Below are 19846 nucleotides of genomic sequence, written 5' to 3' on the forward strand. Positions count from 1 at the left end.
CGATTAGAGAACCTGGAGCTTGTGTTTGACTATGAGGATTCTCCCTCTTGGATGGAAGAAATAAAAGACCCAAGTGAATATGATAGAAAAAAATGCTGCGGTAGGGTAAAAGCTACTGCAGCTTTTTTTTTGAAAAGAAACCGTCTAAATGAAATAGACATTAAAGTTAACAATATGTTAAATTCATGTTGATTCTTACAGTTATGGAGAATATACTAATGAAGTAGTGTTCAGAAATAGTGAAGAGGTGCATTCAATGAACTATAATGAGAAATCAATCCTTAGATTGTTGATTCAAAATCCATTGATAAGCCAGAGGCAAATTGCCAAAGAGCTGGGGTATTCTTTAGGACTTGTGAATAAATCGATGAAAGTGCTTCAGGATGAAGGTTATATAGATCACCGCATGAAAGCTGACAGCATGAAGCTGCGAGAGTTCAGGACGGAGAAGCCCGAGAGAGCAGTGATACTGGCTGCGGGTTTTGGAATGCGTATGGTTCCCATTGGATCTGACATACCCAAGGCACTTCTCGAAGTGAAAGGTGAAGTGCTGGTTGAACGGATCATCAGACAGCTAAAAGATAAGGGAGTCGAAGAAATTTACGTTGTCGTTGGGTATCTGAAAGAAATGTTTGAGTATCTGACAGATGCACTAGGGGTCAAACTTATTATTAACTCTGACTATGCTGTAAAGAATAATCTTCATTCCCTTTCATTATTCCCTGAGAATTTTGAAAAGACGTATATTATTCCCGGCGATGTATATGCTGTTAACAATCCTTTTCATGAGGAAGAGTTCAGTTCCTGGTATATGATTGGAGCTGAAAAGAAAAAGGGAACACATATCAAACTTAGAAGAGATGGAAAGATAGAGAAGTCAAATGATTCAGCAAAGGATAACCGTGTTCTTGGGATAAGTTACGTAAGTGAAGTAGATGGAATAGCGTTAAGGAAGCAAGTGGATAAGTACGCCCAAAGTGGGAAATATGATGGAGCTTTTTGGGAAGAGGCTTTGCTTGGACTTTCGGACAAGAAGTTTGATGCCCTGGTTGTGAAAGACTCAGATGTTATTGAGATCAACACCTACGAAGAGTTAAGAGAACTGGATGAGGACTCAGCTCACTTAAACTCAGAAACTCTTCATCAGATTTGTGAAGTGTTTCATTGTGATCTTTCCGAAATAAATGAGATAAGTGTATTGAAGAAGGGTATGACCAACAGGTCTTTTCTTTTCTCTGCAAAAGGGGAAAAGTACATTATGAGGGTACCTGGGGAAGGAACCTCTGAACTTATCAACCGAGAGGAAGAAGGCGAAGTATACAAGGCCATTCAAGGAATTCATATCTCGGATGAAGTTGTATTTTTCTCTCCTGAAAAAGGATATAAAATTACGAAGTTCATGGAAGATGCTAGAGAGTGTGATCCTATGAACCAAGAAGATGTAAAGAGATGTATGGATGTTCTTCGTTCTTTTCATGATCAGAAGCTGGAGGTCAGTCACAACTTTGATCTCTTTGGGATGATTCGTTACTATGAAAGTTTATGGAAGAGCCCAACTCTTTATAAAGACTATATTGAAACCAAAAAGAGAGTGGAGTCCCTTCAAGGGTTTATTGAAAGAGTTAGACTTGAATATCAGCTTTGCCATATTGATGCTGTTCCAGATAATTTTCTTTTCTCTCATGGAGAAATAAGGCTGATTGACTGGGAATATGCGGGCATGCAGGATCCTCATGTGGATATTGCGATGTTTGCGATTTACTCGCTTTATGACAAAGCAAAGATTGATAGGCTGATTGATACCTATTTTGAAGGAATGTGTGATGAAATTGTACGTATAAAAATATATGCATATATCGCAATCTGTGGGCTTCTATGGAGCAACTGGTGTGAGTATAAAAGAATGCTCGGCGTTGAGTTTGGTGAATACTCCATCATCCAATACCAGTATGCGAAAGAATATAGCCATTTAGTGAAGATGATGTTGAATGAGAGGTTTAATGAGAATGATGATAAGTAGAAATGCTGTGATTTTAGCCGCCGGGTTTTCTTCCCGATTTGCACCGTTGTCCTATGAAACCCCAAAGGGACTTTTGGAAGTAAAAGGAGAGATTTTAATTGAGAGGCAGATCAGGCAGCTGAAAGAAGCAGGAATCGAAGATATTACTGTAATTGTTGGGTATAAGGCTGAACTTTTCTCCTATCTTCAGGAGAAGTTCAATGTGAAGATCATCCTCAATGACGAATATCATATTAAAAACAACTTATCCTCCTTAATGAAGGCAAAAGACATTCTAGGGGATACCTTTATCTGCTCCGCAGATAATTATTTTTCTGAGAATGCATTCTTAGAGTATACAGACTATGGATACTATTCTGCAGTGTATCAATCAGGGGAGACCGATGAGTGGTGTATCGGTACGGATGAGGAAGGATATATTAAAGAAGTGACCATTGGGGGGCAGGATGCTTTTGTGATGATTGGGCATGCCTATTTCAACCGAGAGTTCTCAGAACAGTTGATTCCATTGATGGAAGAAGCCTATCAACGAGAGGATTCATCAGGGATGCTCTGGGAACACTTGTACATCAAACATCTGGATCAGCTTAAGCTGAAAATCAAGAAGTATGATGAACGAGTGATTAAAGAATTCGACAGTCTGGAAGAACTCCAGGCCTTTGATGAGACGTATCTCTTTGATACCAGGTCTGAGATCATGAGTAAAATTTCCCAGGAGTTGAACTGCGCACAAAGTGAAATTTCAAGTATCCTTCCTCTTTCATCGATGGGACAGGTGGAAGGGTTTCGTTTTAGCGTATGCGGGCAAAGTTATAGGTATGATTATATTACTGGTGAAATAAGGAGAGAGTGTTATGAATAGAGAAATGGAATCCAAGATGAAGCAGGTTTTTGAAGAGATGCTGCATCTTAGCTATGCTCCAAAAAAGATTGAACGCTTGGGTGGGTTAACAAATTTTAACTTTAAACTGTTCAATGGAGAGGAGATCTACGTGGTGAGATTTCCAGGAGTTGGAACAGAAGAGCTGATCAACAGAAAAGACGAATCAGACATTTCATGGGTGACCAATGAGATTGGGATTGATGCTGAGATGCTGTACTTTGATGAAAAATCAGGGATCAAGGTCTGCAAGTATATTGAAGATGCGGTTACCATGGATGCGGACCAAGTGAAGATTCCAGAGAATATGAAGGATATTGCGGAGCTGTTTTCAAAACTCCATACCAGTGGAAAAGTACTGCCAATACCCTTTGATGTATTTGAAAAGATTAAGGAGTATGAAGACCTTTTAAACAGTGAGTCGGGAAATTTCTATTGGGATGATTATGAAGGGGTCAGAAAGCAGATCTACAGCTTAAAAGAGCTCTATGAGCGCTATGAAATTCAGCGAGTCTTATGTCACAACGATCCACTCTGTGAGAACTTTATAAAAGGAAAGGACAGAATGTATCTGGTGGACTGGGAGTATGCTGGCATGAATGATCCTATGTGGGATCTGGCGGATGTGTTTATTGAAGCTGGCTTTACACCAGTAGAAGAGATTCAGTTCAAAGAATACTATTTTGGAAGACCTTCTACCCGATTTGAAGATATCAGAATTGTGATGAACAAAGTGTTTTTGGATTTTCTATGGAGTTTATGGGGAAAACAGAGATATGCTTGCGGTGAAGATCTTTTGGAGTATGCAAATGAACGGTATGAAAGAGCGAAAAGTAATTTATCAATGCTGATGAAAATAGTGTGAAGGGCAGGAGAGTATTATGTTTGATGGTTTATTAGCGGGTTTGCTGTGGGGGTTGGATACGGTCATCTTAGGAATTGCTTTAGCCCGCACACCATTTGTTTCTACAGAAGCAGCAGTTTTTTTGGCGCCTTTTGTGAGTACATTTATTCATGATTTTTTCTCCAGTCTTTGGATGCTTCTTTACACAGGGGTGCGAGGAGAGTTTTCAAACGTTCTTCGTGCTTTAAGATCTAAGAGTGGGAAGTTCATCGTTCTTGCTGCTTTAATTGGTGGTCCTGTAGGAATGACTGGATATGTATTATCCATTAAGTATATTGGAGCGGCCTATACCGCTATAATCTCTTCATTATTTCCTGCGGTGGGAGCGCTGTTTTCGTACATCTTCTTAAAAGAGAAGATGAAGCCTTATCAGCTGATTGGCCTATTTGTCAGTATTGGTGGTGTAATAGCCCTTGGATATACCCCAGGAGGTTCTGATACCAGCAATCTAGTGCTGGGCTTCTTATTTGCCATCTTATGTGTTGTAGGATGGGCTGCGGAAGCGGTGATTATTGCGTATGGTTTAAAGGATCCACAGATATCAGATTCTCAGGCACTTCAGATTAGACAGCTGACATCTGCTCTTTTTTATGCTGTGATTATTCTACCGGTCCTTGGAGGATGGCTGCTTAGTACAGAGGTTCTAGCCAGTTCAACCATGCCCGTCATATTATTGTCGGCATTCTTCGGCACCGCATCCTATCTTTTCTATTATAAAGCCATTGGAAAGATTGGGGCTTCTAAAGCCATGGCACTAAATATCACCTACTGCGCATGGGCGGTGGTCTTTGGGGTAATCATTCTGCAACAGACGGTATCTCTAAGGGATATCGTATTAGGTCTGGTGATCATTGCTGGTTCCTTAATTGCAGCTGCTGATTTAAAAGAACTCATACCTGAAAAAGCAGCATCATAAGTTTTTGTTTTTAGAGTTATTGCGGAACCTTTGGGTTTTGTAATAACTCTTTAACTTTTAGGGTGAAAAATGTAGGTATGATGTAATAATGTCTGAGTTTGCAAATAAGAATGTAATATATAAAATCAGAATATGTGAAATATTGTTGTATCTCAACAGATCTATGAATATTATGATCATGGATCGTTAAGGGAACTTCATAGAAACAGCTAGTGAATGGAACAATGAGGGGTTGAATCAGGGCACTTAAGGAAAGGCCCAGGGACTGTGTTTGTGCCAAGTTCCATAGATAATGCAAAGCAGTTGTGATATAATTATTGAGGTTCTTTAGATGGTATGAATGTAATTAAATATTATTCAGAAGGAGGACAATACCTATGTATCCCTTGGTATCAATCATAACCCCTGCTTATAAGGCAGAGAAATATATAATGGACTGTATCCGTTCTGTACAAAATCAGACGTACGAGAATTGGGAAATGATCATTGTCAATGACAAATCACCAGATTCGACAGAAGAACTGATTAAAGAGGCAGCAGAGATGGATGGAAGAATAAGGCTGATTTCCCTTTCTCAGAATCAGGGTGTCGTCAATGCTCGAAATACAGCCATTCAAGCGGCGGAAGGTCAGTATATTGCGTTCTTGGACAGTGATGATGTATGGTTCCCGGAAAAGCTGAAGAAACAGATTGTATCCATGGAAGAGAACAAGTGGCCAATATCCTACACCAGCTATGACTTGATGGATGATCAAGGAGAAGCGCTCCATAAAACTGTGAACGCACCTGCATCTACAACCTATAAGGAACTGCTGAAAGGATCCAATATCGGCTGTCTGACAGTTGTTGTCAACAAAGCGGTGGTTGGAGAATTCTTGATGCCTAAGATTCATCATGAAGACTATGCCACATGGCTGATGCTTTTGAAGAGAGGGTTTGTGGCTTATGGAATTCCTGAGTCCTTAGCCTGTTATAGAAAGGCCACTGGATCTTTAAGTGGGAATAAGAAAAAGGCAGCTCAGTGGCAGTGGAAAGTCCTAAGAGAACATGAAGGTCTGAGTTTACTTAAAAGTTCTTACTATTTTTTGCATTATACAATAAATGGAATTAAAAAATCGCTTTAAAAGGTATCACTCTATTTCATGGATAGGCGGAGTTTTGTTTCACTTGGAATAAAACTGCGACTCTTTTATGCTTGGAGCATACAATACTGAATGAGACACGAGGTTTGATGTAATGAAAGTTTTAATGGTGTGTGATCAATATCCTTTACCCCCAAGATTGGTGAATATGAGGAACTCTATTTTAGCAGCGGTTCCGGATGCTCAAGTGGATGTAGCAGCCTGGAATAGAAGTGGCATACAAGTCAAAGAGTCCTTTGTTTTTTCTTTGGATTCATCCATTGGATATGGAAATCAAATGAAAAAGCTATTGGAATTACCGAAAGTTTTAGGATATGTTAAGGAAATTCTCAAAAAAGAACAGTATGATGTAGTTCATAGTGTTGATTTTGAGATGATGTTCGTGGCCTCATTATGCAAAGCAAATCAAAAACTGATTTACGAAGTTTATGATATAAAATTCTTCGGGAACAAGCTTTTTAATTTGGGGCGGACTGTTTTAGAAAAATGGTCCATCAAGCGCAAGGTGGATGGTATTATTTTTGCGTCGCCGTATTTTGGTGAGTATTATGAAAGCATCATAAGAGATTTACCATCAGCCAGGGTGATCAACAATAAACCCCAGCAGCATGCTGAGTTTGGAAAAGATTCCGGTTTCATGGATCCATATAAAGAGGAGATTGGAAACAGGACGGTGGTATCATTTATTGGTCTAATCCGATATCCAGAAATTCTCAAAAATTTGATGGCAGTTATGGCAGAAAGAAAGGATGAAATGGTTCTTCTTCTTGCAGGAGATGGTCCGGATAAAGCGGCTCTTGTGGAGTATTCCAATGAAATCCATATGAGCAATATCATCTACACAGGAAGATTCCAATCCAGGGATCTTCAGTCCATTTACAGCGTTACCGATATCGTTTGGGCGGCATATCCAAATGATGACCAGAATGTGTATTATGCTGTAAGCAATAAGTTCTTTGAGTCACAGGTGTTTATGAAAAAAATCATAGTTTCTGAACGCACATTGCTTGGACAGGATGTGTTTCGTAAAGGAATAGGGGTATGTGTCGATCCCTATTCTGTGGAGTCTATTGGGGCAGGGCTTGGCAAAGTGAATGAACTGCAATACCCGCATAGGCGTAACGAGGACTGTTTTTGGCAAGATGAAGAACACAGAATTCGTGAACTGTACGAAAGTTTACTGTAAAATAAGAAATGACAGAGGGTGAGTCCAATAGATACTACTTCAAACAATAGATTTTCATCGCTTTTTACAGCGATGATCATAATCCTTCCCGTGCTGAACGCATTTGAATTTCCAATCAATAGAATCGGTTTTGGCGAATTCCTTCTGATTATTGTGATGATTATCGGGATTCCAAAGGTTTGGAACCATTTTATAGATCGAAAAAGAGGCATAGCATTCAATAAAGACCATGTCTTCAAAGCTTGGGCTCTACATCACATGCACATTATTTTTTTAGTGTATAGCATCCTCATCAGTGTTGCTGCCTATTACTTTACGCCCAGCTACTCCCTTGTGGAAGTTCTTGGGCGTTTGGCAAGGCAGCTTCTTTATGGTTTTATTCTGATCGTGTACACGCCGCTCTTTTTTAGACCAAGAAAAGCAGTGAGGTATTACGGGATTGTTATAGCGTTAGCTTTGGTTTATCTGATTTTGCAGCTTATTTTCCATAAATTCGGGTATTCGTTTTATCCCAACTTTATCCCGTCTAAACTGTTATACACCATTCAGGATTCAATGGATTTCAGGTATCATCTGAACATCAATTCACTCATTCAGTATAGACCAACCTCCTTCTTTTTGGAGCCTGCTTATTATGGAGAGTATGTGGTTCCTTTCATTGCCATTGTTCTTTTTAATGAAGACAAGGGGATTAAGGAATGGATTTTCATAGCTCTTGTAATATTTTCCGTTTTACTCACAAAATCAGCAAACGGATTTGTATTCTTAGGAGTGGTTCTCCTGGCGTACAGTGTGCACATTCTCCTTACCCTAAAAATGAAGTATAAGTGGTACTATACCGCGATTTTATTCCTTATTGGGGCCAATATCCTTGCTGTGCTTTACTTTATGGATAACCCTTATCTTGTGGGCATATTAAACAGATTTGGGGAGATTGGGGTAGGAAAAGGAAATACTTCAGGCAATATCCGAATACTTCGAGGATTTTTAGTCTTTGCAGCTTTAGGTGGAGCATTTAAAATGTTTGGGTTTGGATTTGGCAATTATGAAGCCTTCCGGAATGATTACCGCTTGATTACCGATATGGACCATTATGTAGACAATTCGGATTACATGAGTGGTTTCACACAAATTCTTACCTCAGCGGGACTCATCGGTTCGGTTCTTTTTCTTTGGATGATCCTTCGCTATAGTGTACGAGGAGGATTAAAAACCATGAGTCTGGGGATCCTCCTGATGGTGATGATGATTTCATCCAGTTTTTATGCAACACCGGTATATCTGCTGATCATTTCATTTATGATCAGTATTGGAGAAGAATCTGTGACCACCAAAGCTGAAAGGAGTTTCTTATGAATGTGACATGTCTGATATTAAATTATAACGATCCCGTGACAACAGAGTCTCTTGTTCACTCGATACATGATTTTCAGTCCCTTCAGCATATACTTATTGTGGACAACTGCTCCACGGATGGATCCTATGAGAGGCTGAAGACTCTTGAAGATGATAAAGTCACTGTCATTCAGGCAGACTATAATGGTGGGTACGGTTATGGAAACAATTACGGTATCCGCTATGCTTCAGAACATTTTAAATCTGACTTTGTTCTCATCTGTAATCCTGACGTTGAGTTTGAGGAGTCTCTCGTGAAAAATCTGACTGAAGCCTTTTCCCATAATCCTGATGCTTCAGTAATCTCTACCATCGCGATGAAACCAGACGGAACCAGGCAGCACGATACTGGATGGAAACTTCCCACGGTTCTCAGCTACACACTTTCTGCCAGCATTATTGCCACAAAGGTGTTAAAACTTGACCAGTATCCATCAGATTATTTTATGGGGGAAGGGTTAAGAGAGGTGGACTGCGTTCCGGGCTCGCTACTTATGGTCCGGACTAAGGATATGCTTCAATATGGCATGTATGATGAGAAGATGTTCCTTTATTGTGAAGAGACAACTCTTGGGTACAAGCTGCATAAACATAGGAGAAAAACTTATGTTTTATTGGGAGACCAGTTTGTGCACCATCACTCTGTGAGCATCAACAAGAGTATCAGCAGTGTGATGAAACAAAGAAAACTGATGAATGATAATAAATATTACTTTATCAGGACCTATTTGACAGACAAGAAGTGGAAACTTTTTCTATCACAAGTTTTTTTCAAGCTTGCGTCATGGGAGAATAGGATTATATTTAAGATTAAGGGAGTTTAATACAACATGAGAGAAAATGACAAGCTGAAGAAAATTCAGGAGACAGAGCTTGAAATCCTTACAGAGTTTGACAGAATCTGTAGGAAGCATGGACTTACTTATTTCCTGGATAGTGGCACTGCGCTTGGTGCAGTCAGACATGGGGGTTTTATTCCATGGGATGATGATATCGATGTGGGCATGCCTAGAGAAGATTATGAGAAGTTCATGAGCATTGCTCCTACAGAGATGGATCCAGCGTTTTTCTTGCAGAACAAGGTGACAGATCCGAAGTCACCGTATTACTTTGCTAAAATCAGGAAGAACAATACCCTTTTTATGGAGTGGAACAAACGGAATATGGATATCCATCATGGTATTTATATTGACATCTTTCCCTATGATAATTTACCTGATGATCAAACGGAGAGAGAGGCTTTCTTGAGTAAATGCAAGAAGCTGTATCAGCTGTATGTGTATCGCACCATTCCAGACCGGGATGCACCACCCCAAAAAGGACTGAAGTGGATGGTCATGGCATCGGTCAGAAGAATGCTGCATTACCTGGTAATGCCTATTCCACTATCCTATCTTGAAAAAAAATCAAATGAACTATATCAATCCCACAACCAGCAAGAAACCAGATATACATCCTGCTGTATCTATGGATTCACCTTTATGAAAGACCATCTGTATCCTGTGAAGGAGATACAGTTTGAAGATAAGGTGTTTTTTGGTCCTGCAGATACGGATGCCTATCTCACATCTTTATATGGTGATTATATGACGCTGCCAAAAGAGGAAGATCGAATGAATCATTTCCCTTATAAAGTGGAAGTCTAAGCGGGCATTGAATGATGAGGAGTAATAAATATGTTATCTATTGTCATAGTCAACTGGAATGGTGAGAAATATCTGGAACCTTGTCTGGATTCTATAAAGGCACAAAAAAACATCGGTTACAAGATTTATATAGTAGACAATGGGTCCAAGGATCGTTCTCTGGAAATAATCAGTAGATATCAAAAGTCAATGGACATTGTACTACTGCCTCTTAAGAAGAATGAAGGGTTTGCAGAAGCGAATAATATTGGAATTGAAGGGTCTTTAGGAGATGAACACGAGTATGTGCTGACACTCAATAATGATCTCGAGCTGAAGGAAAACTGCTTTCTAGAGCTGGAACGGTATATTACTTCACATGCTCATATAGACAGCTTTCAAATTCTTCTGATGAATTATTTCGAACGCAATCTCATTGATGCCATGGGGATATATTTTAAAGAAGATTATCAGGTGGTCCAACTGGCTTATAAAGAGAATTACGAGAACTTGAAAGACTTTGAACATCAGGTCATGGGAGTTTCTGCAGGAGCAGCTGTGTATAGTAAAAAGGCGTTGATCTCAGTGAGGGATAGAGAAGGATTCTTTGACCGTTCTTTTTTTGCCTATTATGAAGATGCAGATCTTGCCATAAGGCTTTTGAAGAAGGGCTATAAAACTGCACTGGTAAAGGATGCGGTAGCGTACCACGTACACTCCGGAACAGGCATTCAGGATTCGCCATTCAAGACCTATTATCTTGCACGGAATATGCTGCTGCTGCAGTATAAAAATAGGGACGTGTCAGGCTATGGAAAAAAGAAATTCCGTTTCATTCTTTATCATGTGAAACTGTCATTGAAGTATGTGGCAAGAGGAAAATTTTCACACGCGGCATCACTTTGGAAAGCACTGCTGGATTTTTATAAAATGAAGTCCAGATATGCCGACTTGAAGAGTGTCCAAGGGGATAATCTGCTGGATGAAAGAAGAGGTGTCTAGAGTGGTATCTGTTATTTGTGTATATAACAAAAAGAATGTGTTGGAAGAGCAGCTTCTTCGTGGTATCAGCCTTCAGAATGCTGACTATGAATTGGTTCTGGTGGACAATTCCCGCAATGAGTTCTCCTCAGCAGCAAAAGCTCTTAACTATGGGGCGCAGAAATCAAAAGGAGATATATTTGTCTTTTGCCATCAGGATATTCTCTTTGAGGAATCAGACTCATTGCAGAGAATAGAAAAGACCATTAAGCGGTTTGATGGAAATGTGGTGGTAGGGGCAGCAGGAAGAGATGAAGAGGATGTTGTTGTAACCAATATCACCCATGGAGATCAACGGGAGTATGCAGGTTCAAAGAGAGTGGAGGACTATGCGAGTGTTCAGGTGCTTGATGAAGTGCTTCTGGCTTGCTCCAGAGAAGTCTTTGAACAGATTCGTTTTGATGAAGTGAGCTGTGATGACTGGCATTTTTACGGAATTGAATTTTGCTTAAGTGCCAGCACCAAAGGAATACCATCTGTGGTGATTCCATTTAAAATGCATCATTTTTCCCAGGGGAAGCTTTCTGTCGGATACTTTCAGTCACTTCTAAAAGTGGCAAAGAAGCACAGAAAAGATCATAAGATCATTCGGTGCACCATGTCCACATTCAATACCAATCTTATGGGGACCTATTACTACGTTTTGAAACATATGATGAGTCTGAAGCTGAAGGGGCAAATCTGATCTTGCTGAAGACATATGAAGGAGGACGGCTTTGTCCGAAATACTATGAAGAAAAATATTGCTTTAATAATGCTGATTACCATTTTATCCAAGTTCATCGGGTTTTTTAGAGAAATTGCGCTGACCTATTTTTATGGGGCTTCTGCCACCAGTGATGTGTATCTTGTGGCTCAATCCATCCCTGTTACTTTTTTCGGGATGATTGGCGCTGGCATTGCGGTTTCTTTTATTCCGATTTATAACAATGCTTTGAAAGCGGGTGGAAAGAAAGAAGCCAATGCGTTCACATCCAGAATCACCAATCTTGTGTTTTTGATTTCCACACTGATTGTTGCTGTTGTGCTTCTCTTTACGAAACCTGTGGTGATGCTTTTCGCTTCGGGATTTTCCAGTGAAGTCATGGATATGGCAGTGTCATTTACAAGAATTACAATTTTTGCGGTTTATTTTACTGGTGCACTGGCCGTGTTCAATGCCTATCTTCAAATCCACAACAGCTTCTTGGTGACAGCGTTCCTTGGGATTCCAATGAACTTTGTAGCCATCATTTCTTTCTTCATCGCCAGCAAGAGCAATGATCATGTGCTGGCCTACGGAGTCATTGCATCCTATATCATCCAGATGTTTATTCTGATTCCAGAAGTACTGAAACATAAATTCAACTATACGCCGCTCTTTTCTCCAAAGAATGAGTATGTGAAAGCACTGCTGATTCTTGCCATCCCAGTGATATTATCAACCTCTGTCAATCAGATCAATGTTCTTGTGGATAAGAATATCGCGTCCAATATTACGACAGGTGGAATTTCAGCACTGAATTATGCGAACCGCTTGTTTGGATTTATTCAGGGGCTATTTGTGGCCCCGATCATAACTGTAATTTATCCTAATATTTCACGTATGGTTGTTGACAATAAAGAAGATGGTGTCAAAAAGACGCTTCATGAAACCATCGTAACCGTAAGTCTTCTGGTGATTCCAGCCACAATCGGTGCAATGATCTTTGCAGAACCCATTGTAAATTTTCTGTTCCTCAGAGGGCAGTTTGATGCAGTTGCTGCGGCCATGACTTCGGATGCACTGTTTTATTATGCGCTTGGATTACTGCCTTTTTCCTTATGGAGCATCATCAACATTGTATTCTATTCCTACAATGACACAAAAACACCGATGATCCTTGGGTTTGTGTCTGTTGTCCTGAATGTTGCACTCAATCTTCTGTTGTCCTATTTCATTGGGATTGGAGGATTGGCCCTTGCATCGAGCATCTCTTCTATCGTTACGACGATCGTACTCCTTAGAAGTCTGCGTAAAAAAATGCCTACATTAAAGTTCAGGAATACAGCGACAACCATGGTGAAAATACTGGCGATGTCTCTTCTTATGGGATTGGTGGCCTTTGGCACATACGGAGTTCTTCACGGCACTGTAAGTGATAACCTTGCCTTGGTACTTTCTGTGGGTGTTGGAGTCATTGTGTATGGATTATCAATTCTTCTTCTTAAAATCCCTGAAGTGGAAAGTATTTTGTCTTTGGGCAAAGAAAAATTGAAGAATCTGAGAAACAGAGGACGCTGATATGAATAGGGTAATGAAAAAAATATCCGCAATCAGCACCAAAACTAAACTGACATTTGTCATCATTATGCTAAGCCTTACTTTTATTTCTTTGATTGCCGTGAAGTATTTTTCTGCAGTGGGCACATCTGAAGAAGAGGTTCCAAAACCTCCTCTTCCTGACAGTGGCGGCAATCTGGACCTGGATCCGCAGTTTATCAAAGTGCCACAGATCAGAGAGGATGTCAGAAATGTCCTCTTTGTGATTGATTCTTCTGATAAAAAAGGGATTGAGCCTGCAGGCTACTATATACTGTCTTTAGATCTTTCTAAGGATCTGATCCGAGTCGTATCAGTGGAGAAGGACTTGCTTATCCATACAAAAAACGACAAGGACCTGATGCTAAGTGAAGTGACCAGCACCTTTGGTATAGTGAGCACTTTGAATGAGCTGAATCGAGTGCTGGAACTGGATATGAGAAATTATCTGGTGCTGGACTATCAGAACCTGTTAGGGGTTCTGAACTCATTAGGTTTGGTCAACATGAAAACCGGTCCTATGGACGAGTTCCCTCGATATGAGAAGAATGAGTATCATCAAATGGTTTTCGGTCCTGTTGTGGAGCGGTATCAGGCTTTCCACATGGAGTCTAAATATATTGATGATTTGTTCAAAGACAATGAATCACTGAATATGGTATTATCGGACATTCTTTTTGAGTTTTCGTATTCGATGCCGCCGATTGTGATGAGGTCTTTTCTGGATGAGTCCTATAAAGCGGTGGATACCAGTATGCAGAAGTCTATATTCACGCAATTTGTGGTTCAGCTGCAAAACAGCAACCTTGGCATCATGAGAAAGATTGGCAATGAAAGTGACTCCAGTGTTTTTAAAAGGAACACTCAAAATCTGCACAGAGCACTATACCGATAGAATCGATAATCAGCATATTGCTGATTATTTAACAAAGGTGGTTTTTAAGTCTAATTTCTGTATAATAAAAGACGTTAAGAGATATTGATTAATTAAAATGGAGGACGACAATGAAAGGTATTATTTTAGCTGGAGGTTCTGGCACAAGACTCTATCCGCTGACCATGGTCACAAGCAAACAGCTTCTCCCAATTTATGACAAACCGATGATTTATTATCCAATGTCCACACTGATGCTTGCGGGAATCCGGGAGATTCTGATCATCTCCACTCCCCAGGATCTGCCGAATTTTGAAAAGCTGTTGGGGGATGGATCCCAGTTTGGCATATCCCTCTCTTACGCAGAGCAGCCATCTCCAGATGGTCTTGCCCAGGCGTTTCTGATTGGAGAGGAGTTCATTGGGGATGATACTTGTACACTGATATTAGGAGACAACATTTTCTATGGAAACAACTTCTCAAAGATTCTGAAAGAGGCTGTGGAAAATGTAGGAAGAGCTACAGTGTTCGGATATCATGTGGAAGATCCAGAAAGATTTGGCGTTGTGGAGTTTGATGCCGATGGCCGTGTGCTTTCAGTAGAAGAGAAGCCTGAGCATCCAAAGTCCAATTATGCAATCACAGGTCTTTATGTATATGACAAGAAGGTAGTGGAGTATGCCAAGATGCTGAAGCCCAGCAAACGTGGCGAACTGGAAATCACAGATCTCAACCGGATCTATCTGGAACAGGGAACTCTTGATGTAAAACTTCTAGGCAGAGGATTTGCGTGGCTTGATACAGGCACCATGGATTCCTTGGTGGAAGCAGCTGATTTTGTGCAGATGGTGGAAAAGAGACAGGGAATCAAGATCTCAGCTTTAGAAGAAATCGCCTATCATTATGGCTGGATAGACAAGGAAAAGCTTCTGGCGTCTGCTGAGAAGTATGGTAAATCTCCTTATGGCATCCATCTGCGTAAAGTCGCAGAAAATAAAATAAAGTATTAGGATAATGGAGGAAAAGATGAATATATTAGTAACAGGCGGAGCAGGGTTCATTGGCAGTAATTTTGTATATCACATGTTAAAAACATACCCAGAGTATAGAATCGTTTGCATTGATGCCCTGACGTATGCAGGAAATCTCAGCACACTGGAAGGTGCGCTGAGCAAGAAGAATTTTAGATTTGTGAAAGGTGACATCACCGATCAAAAACTGGTAGATGCATTATTTGCTGAAGAGAAGTTTGATATTGTCGTGAATTTTGCTGCTGAATCCCATGTGGACCGATCCATTGAAAATCCGGATGTTTTCTTAAAAACCAATATATTGGGGACACAGGTTTTGATGGATGCTTCCAGAAAGTATCAGGTTCAGAGATTCCATCAGGTTTCTACGGATGAAGTGTATGGAGACTTACCACTGGATCAGCCTGAGCTGTTCTTCACAGAAGAAACTCCAATTCATACATCCTCTCCATACTCTGCATCCAAGGCTTCAGCAGATTTACTGGTACTTGCTTATCACAGAACCTTTAAACTGCCTGTTACCATTTCGAGATGCTCCAATAACTATGGTCCTTATCATTTCCCGGAGAAACTCATTCCGCTGATCATTTCCAGAGCGTTAAGAGATGAGAAGCTTCCAGTGTACGGTACTGGAGAAAATGTCAGAGACTGGCTGTATGTGGAAGACCACTGTATTGCCATCGACAGAATCATTCATGATGGGCGCATCGGAGAAGTTTACAATGTAGGTGGCCATAATGAAAGAACAAATCTTGAAGTGGTAAAGACCATATTAAGAGAGCTGGGTAAGCCTGAATCATTGATTACCTTTGTGACAGACAGAGCGGGACATGATATGCGCTATGCCATTGATCCAACTAAGATCAATGAGGAATTGGGCTGGCTTCCTACCACGACCTTCGATGAAGGCATCAAGAGAACCATAGCATGGTACCTGGACAACAAAGAATGGTGGGAGAACATCCTCAGTGGTGATTATCAGCACTATTATGATAAAATGTACACCAACAGATAAAATATCCTTAAATGTGAAATGAATGAACGAACGCGGATTTGTTGATGATTTGTTACACTTTTTTAAGGGTAAATGGAGATGATATAGATGAAAGTTACAAAGACAGATATTGAAGATGTCCTTTTGATTGAACCAGACTGTTATGGAGACCATAGAGGATGGTTCATGGAGACCTATAATGCAGATAAACTAAATGCCCATGGTATAAATACTGTATTTATTCAGGATAATCATTCCATGTCCGCTGTTAAGGGGACACTTAGGGGACTTCATTTTCAAAACAATCCCATGGCGCAGACAAAACTGGTGCGTTGTACAAAAGGGGCGGTTTTGGATGTGGCTGTGGACATCAGAAAAGGCAGCCCGACATATAAAAAATGGGTGGCTGTTGAGCTTACAGAAGAGAATAAGCATCAGCTGTTTATACCCAAAGGATTTGCCCATGGATTCGTCACACTGACGGATCATGCGGAGATTCAGTACAAAGTAGATCAGTTCTATTCCAAAGAACATGACAGAAGCATACGATTTGATGATGAAAGCCTGTCCATTGACTGGTTGACAGAAGAAGTGATTCTTTCTGAGAAAGACCAAAAGAGTCCACTGCTCATCGACTCTGATGCGAACTTCATTTACGGGGAGATATAGCATGAGAATATTGGTAACAGGCGCTCGTGGACAACTGGGCCATGATGTGATGAAAGAACTTCTTTCAAAGAAACTCATTCCCATTGGTGTAGACCGGGAAGAGATGGATATCACAAACAAAGAAGATGTGCACAAATACATGGATCCTCTGGAAGTGGATGCAGTCATTCACTGTGCAGCCTATACAGCAGTGGACCAGGCAGAGGAAGAGATTGAGCTCTGCAGAAAGATCAATGTGGAGGGGACAAGATATATTGCAGAAGTATGTAAGAGTAAAGACATACCGATGATGTATATCAGCACAGATTATGTTTTTGACGGAAAAGGTTCAGAACCATTTTTACCGGACTCTCCTCGGAATCCAGTGAATTTCTATGGACAAGCAAAGTATGAAGGAGAACTAGTGGTAGAAGAACTTCTATCAAAGTACTTCATTGTAAGAATTTCTTGGGTGTTTGGTGAGAACGGCAAAAATTTTGTGCGAACGATGCTGGATCTTGGTAAAAAACTTGGGAAACTTACAGTGGTCAATGATCAGTTCGGATCTCCAACCTATACGTCCGATCTTTCAAAACTGCTGGTTGAGATGATTCAATCAAAGGAGTATGGAACATACCATGCCACCAATGAAGGAATATGCTCCTGGTTTGAGTTTGCCACAGAGATTTTCAAGCAAGCGGGACTACCTGTGGACGTGCAGCCGGTAGACAGCAGTGCCTTTAAGACCAAAGCGGTAAGACCGCTGAACAGCAGAATGTCCAAAGAGAAGCTGGTTGAAAAAGAATTTGAGAAATTACCGGACTGGAAAGATGCACTGTCCAGATATTTAAAAGTGATTGATTACTAGAAGTATGAGTTATCAGAGAAAAATTTTGGGATACCACTGGCAGAGAAGACCATTTGGACCCTATAAAGTAGCGTGAGGTTATTATGTACAAATTACAACCTGATCAGTTTGATCCTTCAGTATCCCAAAAGAATAAATTGTATGATGGCATCAAACGCTGCGCTGATATTACCGGCGCCTTGTTGGGAATGATTGTTGCTCTTCCGTTGATCGCCGTGTTCGGACTGCTGGTTCGATTGGAAACACCAGGACCGGTCTTTTATGCACAGGAGAGACTAGGGAAAAATGGGGAGAAGTTCAACATCTATAAGATCCGTTCTATGGTGCAAGATGCCGAAGCTCATGGGGCCCAATGGGCAGACAAAGAAGATTCCAGAATCACAAAAGTTGGAAAATTCATTAGAACTACCCGTATTGATGAACTTCCTCAGATCCTTAATATTCTAAAAGGCGATATGAGTATTGTTGGGCCAAGGCCTGAAAGAGAAGTATTTGCGGAAGAGTTTGAGAAAGATATTCCGGGATTCAAATGGAGACTTCTTGTTCGTCCAGGACTGACCGGATTAGCACAAGTCAACGGTGGTTATGAGAATTCACCCAAAGAGAAACTCCAGTATGATTTATATTATATTACGCATAGAAGCTTGGTGCTGGATTTGAAAATCATGTTCCTGACCATTTTTGTGGTGTTCAAGGGTGATGGTGCAAGATAAAGCAAATTACTTGATATAAGTATGAATTGAAAGGCTGTCAAGAAGTTGATGGCCTTTTTGCCTAGGATGGTGAGGAGATGATTTCCTCAGTAATGATGCGTACTATCGTAATGATGATGATGTAAGTAAAGGATGAGTGAAACATGGAGAAAATTAAAATAATGCTTGTTTTTGGTACTAGGCCTGAGACCATTAAAATGGCCCCTCTGGTAAAAGAACTTCAATCCAGGAAAGAAGTGGAGACCATTGTCTGCGTAACAGCTCAGCATAGACAGATGCTGGATCAGGTGCTTTCTGCATTTGACATCGTTCCTGATTATGATCTTGACGTGATGCAGAGCAATCAGACGTTATCAGATATTACCAGCAGAGTGCTGGTGGGACTGGACCGTGTCATTAAAGAGGTGAACCCTCAGCTGATCCTGGTTCATGGGGACACAACTACTACTTTTGCAGGTGCATTGGCTGCTTACTATAATCAGGTGGACATCGGACATGTGGAAGCGGGACTAAGAACCTTCAATAAGTATTCTCCGTTTCCAGAAGAAGCAAACCGCCAGTTTGTTGGTGTCATCGCTGATTTCCATTTTGCGCCCACAGAGAAAAGCAAGAAGAATCTGTTGAATGAACAAAAACCGGCAGATAAGATTTATGTCACAGGCAATACTGCCATAGATGCTCTCAACACTACAGTTCGAAGTCACTATGATCATGAGGTGCTTCATTGGGCGGAGGGATCCAGACTCATTACGCTCACCGCCCACAGGCGTGAAAATTTAGGAGAGCCCATGCGGCAAATGTTCAAAGCCATCCAGAGAGTTCTGGAAGAGCATCAGGACATCAAAGTAGTGTATCCTGTCCATATGAATCCAAAGGTCCAAGAAGTAGCCAAGGAGATTTTTGGAGAGCATCCTAGAGTGAAGCTTGTACCACCCATGGAAGTGCTGGATTTTCATAATGTCCTTGCAAGATCCTATCTGATCTTAACAGACAGTGGAGGAATCCAGGAAGAAGCCCCATCTCTGGGGGTTCCTGTGATCGTACTGCGTGATACGACAGAAAGACCTGAAGGAATAGAAGCTGGTACTTTGAAATTAGCAGGCACTGAAGAGGAAACCATTTATCATATCTTAAGTGAGCTGTTGATGAATCAGGAAACATATGAAAGAATGAGCACTGCGAAAAATCCCTATGGGGATGGAACTGCCAGTAAGCAGATAGCGGATATTATCATCCATCACTATCAGTAATTTTGTTTAAATCGTGAAGATTCATTTACAATGTAGCATTTTATGATCTACCGTATTTTGAATGGAAGATCACATATA

The 19846-nt window shown here is 40.7% G+C and carries 19 protein-coding genes; all 19 read left to right on the forward strand.

The window, feature by feature from the left end; translation table 11 throughout:
• Positions 1 to 256: 256 nt before the first annotated feature.
• The 19 genes from BM243_RS06125 to wecB all read left to right on the forward strand — a co-directional run bounded on the left by BM243_RS06125 (position 257) and on the right by wecB (position 19768).
• Positions 257 to 2020 (forward strand): NTP transferase domain-containing protein, encoded by a 1764-nt coding sequence (locus BM243_RS06125; RefSeq protein ID WP_074911418.1) that lies wholly within the window; start codon positions 257 to 259, stop codon positions 2018 to 2020.
• Entirely contained in the window at positions 2007 to 2882 is an 876-nt protein-coding gene (locus tag BM243_RS06130; protein ID WP_143093545.1) for an NTP transferase domain-containing protein, read from the forward strand. Before BM243_RS06125 ends, BM243_RS06130 begins: the two co-directional genes overlap by 14 nt.
• A complete protein-coding gene (locus BM243_RS06135; RefSeq protein WP_083422658.1) occupies positions 2875 to 3765 on the forward strand; it encodes a choline/ethanolamine kinase family protein in 891 nt (296 codons plus the stop codon). The genes BM243_RS06130 and BM243_RS06135 overlap by 8 nt, the downstream gene beginning before the upstream one ends.
• Positions 3766 to 3781: 16 nt before the next feature.
• Positions 3782 to 4720, forward strand: a complete 939-nt coding sequence (locus tag BM243_RS06140) for a DMT family transporter (protein ID WP_074911420.1) — start codon at positions 3782 to 3784, stop codon at positions 4718 to 4720.
• Between the two features lie 377 nt (positions 4721 to 5097).
• Positions 5098 to 5844: a glycosyltransferase family 2 protein gene (locus tag BM243_RS06145; protein WP_074911423.1), complete on the forward strand. Its 747-nt coding sequence runs from the start codon at positions 5098 to 5100 to the stop codon at positions 5842 to 5844.
• 112 nt (positions 5845 to 5956) lie between these two features.
• Complete coding sequence (locus BM243_RS06150) at positions 5957 to 7048, forward strand: glycosyltransferase family protein (protein ID WP_074911425.1); 1092 nt, start codon at positions 5957 to 5959, stop codon at positions 7046 to 7048.
• A 72-nt stretch (positions 7049 to 7120) separates the two neighbouring features.
• A complete protein-coding gene (locus BM243_RS06155) occupies positions 7121 to 8404 on the forward strand; it encodes a hypothetical protein (RefSeq protein WP_074911427.1) in 1284 nt (427 codons plus the stop codon).
• Positions 8401 to 9267 (forward strand): glycosyltransferase family 2 protein, encoded by an 867-nt coding sequence (locus BM243_RS06160; protein ID WP_074911429.1) that lies wholly within the window; start codon positions 8401 to 8403, stop codon positions 9265 to 9267. Before BM243_RS06155 ends, BM243_RS06160 begins: the two co-directional genes overlap by 4 nt.
• A 6-nt stretch (positions 9268 to 9273) precedes the next feature.
• A complete protein-coding gene (locus BM243_RS06165; protein WP_074911431.1) occupies positions 9274 to 10089 on the forward strand; it encodes a LicD family protein in 816 nt (271 codons plus the stop codon).
• Positions 10090 to 10119: 30 nt separating this feature from the next.
• On the forward strand, positions 10120 to 11070 hold the full coding sequence (locus BM243_RS06170) for a glycosyltransferase family 2 protein (RefSeq protein WP_074911433.1): 951 nt from the start codon (positions 10120 to 10122) through the stop codon (positions 11068 to 11070).
• The gene (locus tag BM243_RS06175) at positions 11051 to 11794 is read left to right on the forward strand and encodes a glycosyltransferase family 2 protein (RefSeq protein WP_074911435.1); all 744 of its coding nucleotides are present in this window, start codon (positions 11051 to 11053) and stop codon (positions 11792 to 11794) included. The genes BM243_RS06170 and BM243_RS06175 overlap by 20 nt, the downstream gene beginning before the upstream one ends.
• Before the next feature lie 15 nt (positions 11795 to 11809).
• Positions 11810 to 13372, forward strand: coding sequence for a murein biosynthesis integral membrane protein MurJ (murJ, locus tag BM243_RS06180; protein WP_083422659.1), 1563 nt, complete (start codon positions 11810 to 11812; stop codon positions 13370 to 13372).
• A gap of 1 nt (position 13373) precedes the next feature.
• Positions 13374 to 14285 carry a hypothetical protein gene (locus BM243_RS06185; protein WP_074911440.1) on the forward strand — a complete coding sequence of 304 codons (912 nt, stop codon included), beginning with the start codon at positions 13374 to 13376 and terminating at the stop codon, positions 14283 to 14285.
• A gap of 110 nt (positions 14286 to 14395) precedes the next feature.
• On the forward strand, positions 14396 to 15274 hold the full coding sequence (gene rfbA / locus BM243_RS06190; RefSeq protein WP_074911442.1) for a glucose-1-phosphate thymidylyltransferase RfbA: 879 nt from the start codon (positions 14396 to 14398) through the stop codon (positions 15272 to 15274).
• A 16-nt stretch (positions 15275 to 15290) separates the two neighbouring features.
• Positions 15291 to 16310: a dTDP-glucose 4,6-dehydratase gene (gene rfbB, locus BM243_RS06195; protein WP_074911444.1), complete on the forward strand. Its 1020-nt coding sequence runs from the start codon at positions 15291 to 15293 to the stop codon at positions 16308 to 16310.
• Between the two features lie 87 nt (positions 16311 to 16397).
• On the forward strand, positions 16398 to 16958 hold the full coding sequence (gene rfbC / locus BM243_RS06200; protein ID WP_074911447.1) for a dTDP-4-dehydrorhamnose 3,5-epimerase: 561 nt from the start codon (positions 16398 to 16400) through the stop codon (positions 16956 to 16958).
• Entirely contained in the window at positions 16930 to 17805 is an 876-nt protein-coding gene (gene rfbD / locus BM243_RS06205; protein ID WP_083422660.1) for a dTDP-4-dehydrorhamnose reductase, read from the forward strand. Before rfbC ends, rfbD begins: the two co-directional genes overlap by 29 nt.
• 83 nt (positions 17806 to 17888) lie before the next feature.
• The gene (locus BM243_RS06210; protein ID WP_074911451.1) at positions 17889 to 18518 is read left to right on the forward strand and encodes a sugar transferase; all 630 of its coding nucleotides are present in this window, start codon (positions 17889 to 17891) and stop codon (positions 18516 to 18518) included.
• 143 nt (positions 18519 to 18661) lie between these two features.
• Positions 18662 to 19768: a non-hydrolyzing UDP-N-acetylglucosamine 2-epimerase gene (gene wecB / locus BM243_RS06215; RefSeq protein WP_074911453.1), complete on the forward strand. Its 1107-nt coding sequence runs from the start codon at positions 18662 to 18664 to the stop codon at positions 19766 to 19768.
• Positions 19769 to 19846 lie beyond the last annotated feature (78 nt).

This window comes from Proteiniclasticum ruminis, assembly GCF_900115135.1.
Classification (GTDB): Bacteria; Bacillota; Clostridia; order Clostridiales; family Clostridiaceae; genus Proteiniclasticum; species Proteiniclasticum ruminis_A.